This is a genomic window from Rhizorhabdus antheiae, assembly GCF_049889055.1.
Lineage (GTDB): Bacteria > Pseudomonadota > Alphaproteobacteria > Sphingomonadales > Sphingomonadaceae > Rhizorhabdus.
Window position 1 is genome coordinate 76778 of record NZ_JBLTWO010000013.1, and the last position, 7938, is coordinate 84715.

Here is a 7938-nt window from a genome sequence, read left to right on the forward strand (position 1 = left end):
CGCGATCAGAACTGGACGCGCTTGGTGAAGCCGCCGTCGACGACCACATTGGTGCCGGTCGTGTAGGACGAGGCCGGGCTCGCGAGGAAGACGACCGTCTTGGCGACTTCCTCCGGACCGCCCCAGCGGCCGAGTGCGAACTGCTTTTCGGTCGCGTCGTGCAGTTCGGGAGCGGCGCCCTGCAGGAACTCCCAATTGCCGCCCTTGAACTTGATCGGGCCGGGCGAAACGGTGTTCACCCGGATGCCCTTGGGGCCCAGCGCCTGGCTCAGTTGGCCGGCATAGACGATCAGCGCGCCCTTGATGGCGTTATAGCCCTGCGGAACGATGAAGGTCTCCAGACCGGCGGTCGACGCCAGGATCACGATCGAGCCTTCGCCCGACTTGGCGAGATGCGCTTCGAGCACTTCCGCGCCGATCACCGAACCCATGATGTCGTAGTTGAGCGACTTCTCCCAATCGCCCGTGGCGCCCGCGCCCGAGGTCGAGATCATCGGCACGAAGATGTCGCAGCCACCGAGCTTCTCAGCCGCAGACGACAGCCAGGCGCGATAGGCGTCGTGGCCCGACTCCATGTCGAACGCCTCGCCAACGATCTTGCCGCCATGCTTCGACAGCGACTCGATCGTCTCGGCGACCTGTTCTGCGTTGCGCGAACAGAAGGCGACGTCGGCGCCTTCGGCTGCAAACAGCTCCACGGTGGCGCGTCCGATGCCGCGGCTGCCGCCGGTGAGAATGACTTTCTTGCCCTTCAGCCCAAGATCCATGGCTATAATCTCCTTCGTTATGGCTGTGTTCGATCTTCCATGCGAGGGCGACGGCGCGCGCGGCCACTCCCTTTTTGAACAGGCCGGACCATCGCGGCGCCATGATACGCCCGCGTCGAACCGTGCACAGGAGAGATGCCATGGGACGTCTGGCGGGTAAACGCGCCCTGATCCTGGGGGCGAGCAGCCCCGACAATATGGGCCAGCATATGGCCCGCCGCTTCATCGCCGAGGGCGCTACCGTTTTCGTCGCCGGTCGCAAGGCCGAGGTGCTGGAGGCGTTCGCCGCCGAGACAGGCTGCGGTTGGGCCGCATGCGATCTGACCGATCCGGAGAGCATCGACACACTGGCTGAGCAGGCGACGGCCGCAATGGGTGGTATCGACATCGCGATCAACTCGACCGGGTGGGGGCTGCTCAAGCCCTTCCTCGAGACGACGCATGAGGAACTGATGGACATGACGGCGCTGCAGTTCGTCGGTCCCTATCATTTCTTCCAGGCGATGATCCGCAAGATGGCGCGGAGCCGCGGCGGGCAGGGCGGTTCGATCATCCAGATCAGCTCGGCAACCGCCACGATCATGCTCAACGATCATGCTGCTTATATGGGCACCAAGGCGGGGACCGACCATGTCGTCCGCTGCGTCGCGCACGAGTTCGGCAAGGAGGGCATCCGCGCCAATTCCATCTCGCCGGGCCTCACCGAAAGCCCGATGACCGAGCAGGCGATGTCGGTGCCCGGCCTGCACGAGGCGTTCGTCGCGGGCTATCCGCTCGGCCGGATCGGAACCTCGGACGATATCGCTGCTGCCGCCGTGTGGCTCGCCAGCGACGAATGTTTCATGAGCGGCGAAAATCTGCAGGTGAACGGCGGGCTGACGCTGCGTCGGAACCCGACCAACGACGATATCGCCGCCAGCATCGCGAAGGCGACCGGCGCGGCCTGAACCGGACTGTGCGGCGGCCTGAAGCTCAGGCCGCCTTCAGTCGCTCCTTGATATCCGCGCGTAGCTGGTCCTTGCGGATCTTGCCCGACGCGGTGCGCGGGAAATCCTCCACGAACACGAAACGCTCGGGGATCTTCTGCTTGGCCAGGCCGCTATCGGCGACATGGCGGCCCAGCTCCTCGGCGCTGGGCGCCGCGTCCCGCGCGATCACATAGGCGCAGACACCTTCGCCGAGCCGATCGTGCGGCATCGCGACGACGCTCGCTTCGCGAACCGCAGGATGCGTGTGAAGAACATCCTCTATCTCCTTGGCAGAGATATTTTCTCCGCCACGGATGATAAGGTCCTTCTTGCGGCCCGTGATCGTGATCGCGCCTTCGGGCGAACGGACGCCGAGATCGCCTGTGCGGAAATAGCCGTCGGTGGTGATCGCCTCGGCGGTCTGTTGCTCGTCGGCATAGGCCAGCAGCATGGCGGGCCCGCGTGCGAGAATCTCCCCCTCCTGCCCATCGGGCAGATCATTGTCGTCGCCGTCGACGATCCGGACCTGATAGTCGACGATGCAGCCGTCGGTGGTCGCCGCGAGATGCTCGTCATCGGGCCAGCCGAAGCTGACGAGCGGCACCTCGGATGCCCCGAACACGCGGAAGGCATGGCAGTTGGCAAAGGCGGCGTTGGCGGCGGGAATGACCTCGGGCGGGACCGCAGCGCCCCCACAGGCGAAGAAGCGGAAGCTCTCCAGTCGATTGCCGGCGGTGCGCGCGGCGGCCGCCAGTTCGACGAGGAAGGGCGTCGCCGCGACCGTGCCGACGACCTGGTGACGGTCGATGAGCGCCAGCGCCTCGCCCGCGTTCCAGCTCTCCATCAGGATCGTGCTGATCCCGCAGATGAACGGAGCTTCGAGCCCGTTGGCATAGCCCGAGACATGGGTGACCGGCGACGGCATCAAAGTCGCCTCACCATCCTTGAGCCCCCAAAAGGCTCCGCTCTCGCGGACGATATGCTGGAGGGTCACATGGCTGTGGAGCACGCCCTTGGGGCGCCCCGTCGTGCCCGAGGTGTAGAGCACCATCTTGACGCCCAGCGGATCGACGGCGGGACGCTCGAATGCCAGCCCACGTCCTTCTTCCACGAGCGCCGCGAAGTCGTCCGATCCCTCGCCCCGAACAGTAAAGACATGCCGCAGCGCGGGGAGCGACGGCCGGATGCGCTCCGCCATCGCGGCGAAGTCATATTTCCGAAAGCTGCTGGCGACGAAGAAGGCAGCCGCGTTACAGTCGCCCAGCATCAGCGACACTTCATGGTCGCGGTAAATGGGCACGATCGGGTTGACCACGAGGCCCGACTGGGCAGCAGCCAGATTGATGATCACGGCCTCGTGCCAGTTGGGTATCTGGAAAGCCACGACATCGCCGGGCCGGAGCCCACGGGCGTGGAGAGCCGCCGACAACGAAGTCGCATCCTCGATCAGGCCGGCGCGGGTGAACTGTCGCTCGCCTTCAACGACAGCCGGGAAATCGGGTGCCGCTTCAGCGCGCTCGACGGCCAGGTCGAACAGCGTGCGCCGATCCCAGACATCCCCCTCTGCCCATATTGCCTGATGCGGGGCAGGCGTTTGCAGCCAGCGCCACGGCGGATCCATCCTCTCTTCCATGGTCCGGCTCTGCCACGTCCCCGCATGGCCGTCCAATTGTTCAAAATATCAGGAACCTGTTACCTGTCCCAGCTTGTCGGGCGGGGCGCGCTGCGCGAGACAGCGGGCAAAAGCCATAAATCAGGAGCCTGACAGTGGACCGTATCCAGCGCATAGGCGACGTCGCCGAGATCATGCTCGACTATGTCGAGAACAAGAAGACCTATCAGGCGGATCACACGATGCGGGTACCGACCCGCAGCTACACCGATCATGATCAGTGGCGCGCCGAGATGGAACTGATCTTCAAGCGTGTGCCGCTGATGCTGGCGTTCACCGCCGAGATGCCGAACCCCGGAGATTACAAGGCGATGGAGGCGGTCGGCCTGCCGATCCTGATCAGCCGCGACAAGGAGGGCAAGGTCCGTGCCTTCCTCAACGTCTGCTCGCATCGCTCGGCGCCGGTTGCGTCGGAAGGGCATGGCAACTGCCCGCGCTTCGTGTGCAAATATCATGGCTGGACCTTCGGACAGGACGGCCGCCTGATCGGCGTGGCGGAGTCGCGCACCTTCGGCGACGTCGACAAGGCCGGCCTGGGGCTGCGTCGTCTGCCGTGTGAGGAAAAGGCGGGGATGATCTTCGTCTGCCTGACGCCGAACGCACCGATGGACCTGGACCGCTATTTCCGTGGCTTCCTCGACGATTATGAAGCGCTCGATTTCGGCAAATGGACCTATCTCGGATCGCGTGTGATCGAGGGCGCCAACTGGAAGATCGCCTTCGACGGCTATCTGGAAGGCTATCATTTCGCGTCGCTCCACCCGGAGACGATCTTCCCGCGCACCCCGTCGAACTGCACCCATTATGAGGGCTTCGGCCCCAATATTCGCATCGGCTTTCCGCAGAAGCGGATCGCCGAAGCGCTGCGCGACGTGCCGCGCGATCAGTGGGGAACGCAGGAGAATAACGGCTTCGACTTCGTCCGGATCATGTTCCCCAACGTGTCGACCTTCATCGCGCCTGAGATCACGCAGGTCGCCCAGCTCTTCCCCGGGCCGACGCCGGAGCAGAACCGGACCGTGCTCAACTATCTGCGCCGCGAGCCGATCCGCGACGAAGAGGACCGGGCACAGGTCGAGACCATGATCGATTTCTTCCGCGACGTGACCTATAAGGAAGATTATCTGATCGGCTTGGAAATCCAGCGCGGGCTCGAAGCCGGGGCGCATGACGATCTCGTCTTCGGCCGCAACGAGCGCGGCAACCAATATTTCCACGAATGGCTGAACTGGTATCTTGAGGACGATCCCACCCGTCCCGAACCGACGATGTAATCCTGTGGCGTCCGGGCCGATGGTCCGGGCGCCCTTTTTTCGGTGCCGAACCGGCATCCGCGTCAGCGCCGGCACAGGATCGGCGGAGGCGTCAGAAAGAGGAACTGATCATGGCGACGCTCGCACTCGACATTCCCGACCATATCGATCCCAGCCTGGTGGTCGATGTCGACATCTATCATGTCCCTGGCCAGGTTGATGATTTCCACCAGGCCTGGAAGACGCTGCAGCAGGCGTCGCCGCCGGTTGTCTGGACGCCTCAGAATGAGGGGCACTGGATCGCCCTGTCGGGGCCGGTGCTGGCCGAGGTTCAGTCGGACCATGAGCGCTTTTCCAACCAGATCATCGTGATCCCGAAATCGGTCGGTAAACTCCACCAGTTGATCCCGACGACGATCGATCCGCCCGAGCATCGGCCTTATCGCAAGCTGCTCAACTCGGGCATGTCGCTGGCCAAGGTGCGCGGGCTGCACGAGGCTATCCGCGCGACGGCGGTCGAACTGATCGAGCCGTTCGTCGAGCAGGGGCGCTGCGACTTCACCACCTGCTATGCGCAGGTCTTTCCGATCAGCATCTTCATGGCGCTGGTCGGTGTGCCGATGGCCGAGTCGGGCCGCATCCGCTACCTCGCCGAATGCATGACCCGGCCCAATCCGCCGATCCCGTTCGAGGAGGCGAAACAGGGCTTCTTCGATTATCTCGGCCCGATCCTCGACGCACGCCGCGCCAATCCGGGCGAGGATCTGCTCAGCCATATCGTGACTGCCGACATCGACGGTCGCCAGCTGAGCGTCGACGAATCGCTGGCGCTGGCGACGCAGGTTTTGATCGCAGGCGTCGACACGGTGGTGAACTTCCTCGGCTTCACCATGCTGCACCTCGCCCGCAATCCCGAATTGCGCAAGGAACTGGCGGGGCTCGATTTCCCGCAGGTACTCGCCGCCACCAACGAGCTGTTCCGTCGCTTCGGCCTGGTCACCATCGCCCGCACCGTGCGCCACGACATGGAATTTCACGGCGCTTCGCTGAGAGCGGGCGACCTGATCTGCATCCCGACCCAGGTCCATGGGCTCGACGAGACGGTCAACGCCGACTCGCTCAAGGTCGACGTGGCCCGCAAGGGTTGCCGCCATTCCGCGTTCGGCAGTGGGCCGCATATGTGTCCGGGGCAGGAACTCGCCCGCGCCGAAGTCGCGATCACCATCGCCGAATGGCTGCGGCGCATTCCTGATTTCCGGCTGGCCGAGGACGCCGATCCGCGCTGTTCGGCTGGCATCGTCGGCCAGATCAACCGTGTCGTCCTCGAATGGTGAAGCGGGCCTGTGCAAATGGCGAGTGGCAGGGACGGAGGGGCATCCCTAGCTTGCTCTGTGGATAGAGGCCGTACCGCATCGCCATGCAGGTCCGGTCGTGGAGGAGAATCACGCGCAGACCGGGCGACCGGCTCTCGCTCCATGATTTGAAGGATGCTGGAATGACCGCCGAACAGATGATGTCGCGCTACTCGAAGGAGTTCGATCCCCCGGTGCGTGGCGACACGATCACCGCCGACCGCTATATCTCCAAGGACTGGATGGACCGGGAGATGAAGAATCTCTGGCCCAAGGTCTGGCATCTGGGCGGGGTCCTGGCCGATCTGGAAGAGCCGGGCGATGTCATCCGGCACAATTTCGCCAAGGAATCGGTGATCATGATCCGTCAGGAAGACGGGTCGATCAAGGCGTTCTACAATAGCTGTCCGCACCGGGGTAACCGCCTCATCCTCGGCGATGTCGCCAGTGCGCCGCGCATCACCTGCGGCTATCATGGCTGGCAGTTCGATCCCGACGGCACGCTCGTCAGCGTGCAGGATCCCGACGATTTCCCGCAGGGCAATCCCTGCGGCAAGACCAAGCTGACCGAACTGCGTTGCGACACCTGGGGCCCGTTCGTCTTCTGGTGCATGGACGACGATGTCGCCCCCCTGCACGAATGGCTTGCGCCCTTTCCGGAGCGGCTCGCCGGCTATGGCCTGGAAAATTGGATTCGTGTCCTGAATGTCTCGGCCGAGTGCGAGTTCAACTGGAAGATCGTCCGCGACAATTTCAACGAGAGCTATCACCTCCCGACCATCCACCCGGAACTGGCGACCTTCATCAACGACGGCCTGCCCGACACGCTGTTCGAGATGTATCCCTCGGGTCACAATTCGATGTGGATGAAGGGGCATCAGGCGACGACGCGCAAGGATTATGCCTCGGGTGAGGTGCCTACGCCGCTCGACGCGGTGGCGCAGGCCTGGGGTATCGATCCGGCCGACTATAAAGGCCGCACCTCGGAGATCCGTCAGGCGGTGATCGAGGCCAAGCGCAAGCTGGGCGCCGAGCGCGGCTACACCAATTATGCGGACATGTCGGACCAGCAACTGGTCGACTATTTCCACTGCACGCTGTTCCCCAATCTGACGATCACCATGTCGCCGGAGCAGTGCCAGATCCTGCGCACCGAGCCGCATCCGACCGATCCGGAGAAATGCGTGTTCCAGCATTGGTGCCTCTATCCGCCGGTTCCCGGCATGAAGGAGGTCGAAACCCCGGTCGGCACCGCGCCGCTGCAGCATGATGCGATCGCGCGGCACAGCGTCTATGGCGACGGCGTCTCGGTCGGTTATGTCGCCGATCAGGACCTGTCGATCGGCACGACACAGCAGCAGGGGCTGAACTCGCGCGGGTTCAAGGGCTGTCTGCTTCCGAACCAGGAAAAGCGCGTCCAGCGCTTCCACGAGCTGCTCAACGATTATGTGCTGAAGGACTGAACGATGACCGTTTCGACACCCTGCTCGGTCGAGCAGCGGGGCGCGCTCGAAGCGGTCGCGATCGCCTATTGCAGGGCGGTCGACCGCATCGGCGACATCGATGGCGTTCTCGCCCTCTTCGCCTCGGACGCGGTCTATGACCTGTCCGGGATCGGTATGGGCGAGTTCGCCGGTCATGAGGGAATTCGCGGCTTCTTCGAAGCCGCTTTCCCGACCATGACGCACGCGGCGCATTATGTGAGCAATTTCGCCGTGCTCGCCTTCGACGGGTCCTCGGCGGAGGCCGAAGGCTATGTCCATGCTTTCGCCCGCAATGTCGACGGGTCGATGATCGACGTGAAGGCCTGTTATCGCTTCGCCTTCGCGCTCGACGACGCCGGATGGAAGATTTCTGGGCTCTCCATCCGCCTTCTTCTTCCCCCAGCCAGCTGAGGCAATTTCCATGGCAGACGCATATGACCTG

The 7938-nt window shown here is 63.8% G+C and carries 7 protein-coding genes; 5 read left to right on the forward strand and 2 right to left on the reverse strand.

Annotated elements, in window-relative coordinates:
- Nucleotides 1-5: 5 nt before the first annotated feature.
- On the reverse strand, nt 6-767 hold the full coding sequence (locus ACNI3R_RS18890; RefSeq protein ID WP_426186234.1) for an SDR family NAD(P)-dependent oxidoreductase: 762 nt from the start codon (nt 765-767) through the stop codon (nt 6-8).
- 140 nt (nt 768-907) lie between these two features.
- On the opposite strand from ACNI3R_RS18890, the gene ACNI3R_RS18895 reads away from it, so the two are divergent.
- A complete protein-coding gene (locus tag ACNI3R_RS18895) occupies nt 908-1714 on the forward strand; it encodes an SDR family NAD(P)-dependent oxidoreductase (protein WP_426186237.1) in 807 nt (268 codons plus the stop codon).
- A 25-nt stretch (nt 1715-1739) separates the two neighbouring features.
- Here the strand turns inward: ACNI3R_RS18895 and ACNI3R_RS18900 are convergent, their stop codons facing one another.
- Nucleotides 1740-3356, reverse strand: coding sequence for an AMP-binding protein (locus tag ACNI3R_RS18900; protein ID WP_426186240.1), 1617 nt, complete (start codon nt 3354-3356; stop codon nt 1740-1742).
- 146 nt (nt 3357-3502) lie between these two features.
- Here ACNI3R_RS18900 and ACNI3R_RS18905 point away from each other — a divergent pair, with 146 nt between their 5' ends.
- From ACNI3R_RS18905 to ACNI3R_RS18920, 4 genes are all read left to right on the forward strand, one after another.
- A complete protein-coding gene (locus ACNI3R_RS18905) occupies nt 3503-4681 on the forward strand; it encodes an aromatic ring-hydroxylating oxygenase subunit alpha (RefSeq protein WP_426186243.1) in 1179 nt (392 codons plus the stop codon).
- Nucleotides 4682-4791: 110 nt separating this feature from the next.
- A complete protein-coding gene (locus ACNI3R_RS18910) occupies nt 4792-5994 on the forward strand; it encodes a cytochrome P450 (RefSeq protein ID WP_426186246.1) in 1203 nt (400 codons plus the stop codon).
- Between the two features lie 161 nt (nt 5995-6155).
- Nucleotides 6156-7475 carry an aromatic ring-hydroxylating oxygenase subunit alpha gene (locus ACNI3R_RS18915; protein ID WP_426186249.1) on the forward strand — a complete coding sequence of 440 codons (1320 nt, stop codon included), beginning with the start codon at nt 6156-6158 and terminating at the stop codon, nt 7473-7475.
- Nucleotides 7476-7478: 3 nt separating this feature from the next.
- Nucleotides 7479-7907 carry a nuclear transport factor 2 family protein gene (locus ACNI3R_RS18920; protein ID WP_426186252.1) on the forward strand — a complete coding sequence of 143 codons (429 nt, stop codon included), beginning with the start codon at nt 7479-7481 and terminating at the stop codon, nt 7905-7907.
- Nucleotides 7908-7938: the final 31 nt, after the last annotated feature.

What these genes read in the sequence shown, in the direction of transcription:
- ACNI3R_RS18900 (WP_426186240.1), bottom strand. Translation starts at nt 3,356, where the DNA reads ATGGATCCGCCGTGGCGCTGGCTGCAAACGCCTGCCCCGCATCAGGCA.
- ACNI3R_RS18915 (WP_426186249.1), top strand. Translation starts at nt 6,156, where the DNA reads ATGACCGCCGAACAGATGATGTCGCGCTACTCGAAGGAGTTCGATCCC.
- ACNI3R_RS18890 (WP_426186234.1), bottom strand. Translation starts at nt 767, where the DNA reads ATGGATCTTGGGCTGAAGGGCAAGAAAGTCATTCTCACCGGCGGCAGC.
- ACNI3R_RS18920 (WP_426186252.1), top strand. Translation starts at nt 7,479, where the DNA reads ATGACCGTTTCGACACCCTGCTCGGTCGAGCAGCGGGGCGCGCTCGAA.
- ACNI3R_RS18895 (WP_426186237.1), top strand. Translation starts at nt 908, where the DNA reads ATGGGACGTCTGGCGGGTAAACGCGCCCTGATCCTGGGGGCGAGCAGC.
- ACNI3R_RS18910 (WP_426186246.1), top strand. Translation starts at nt 4,792, where the DNA reads ATGGCGACGCTCGCACTCGACATTCCCGACCATATCGATCCCAGCCTG.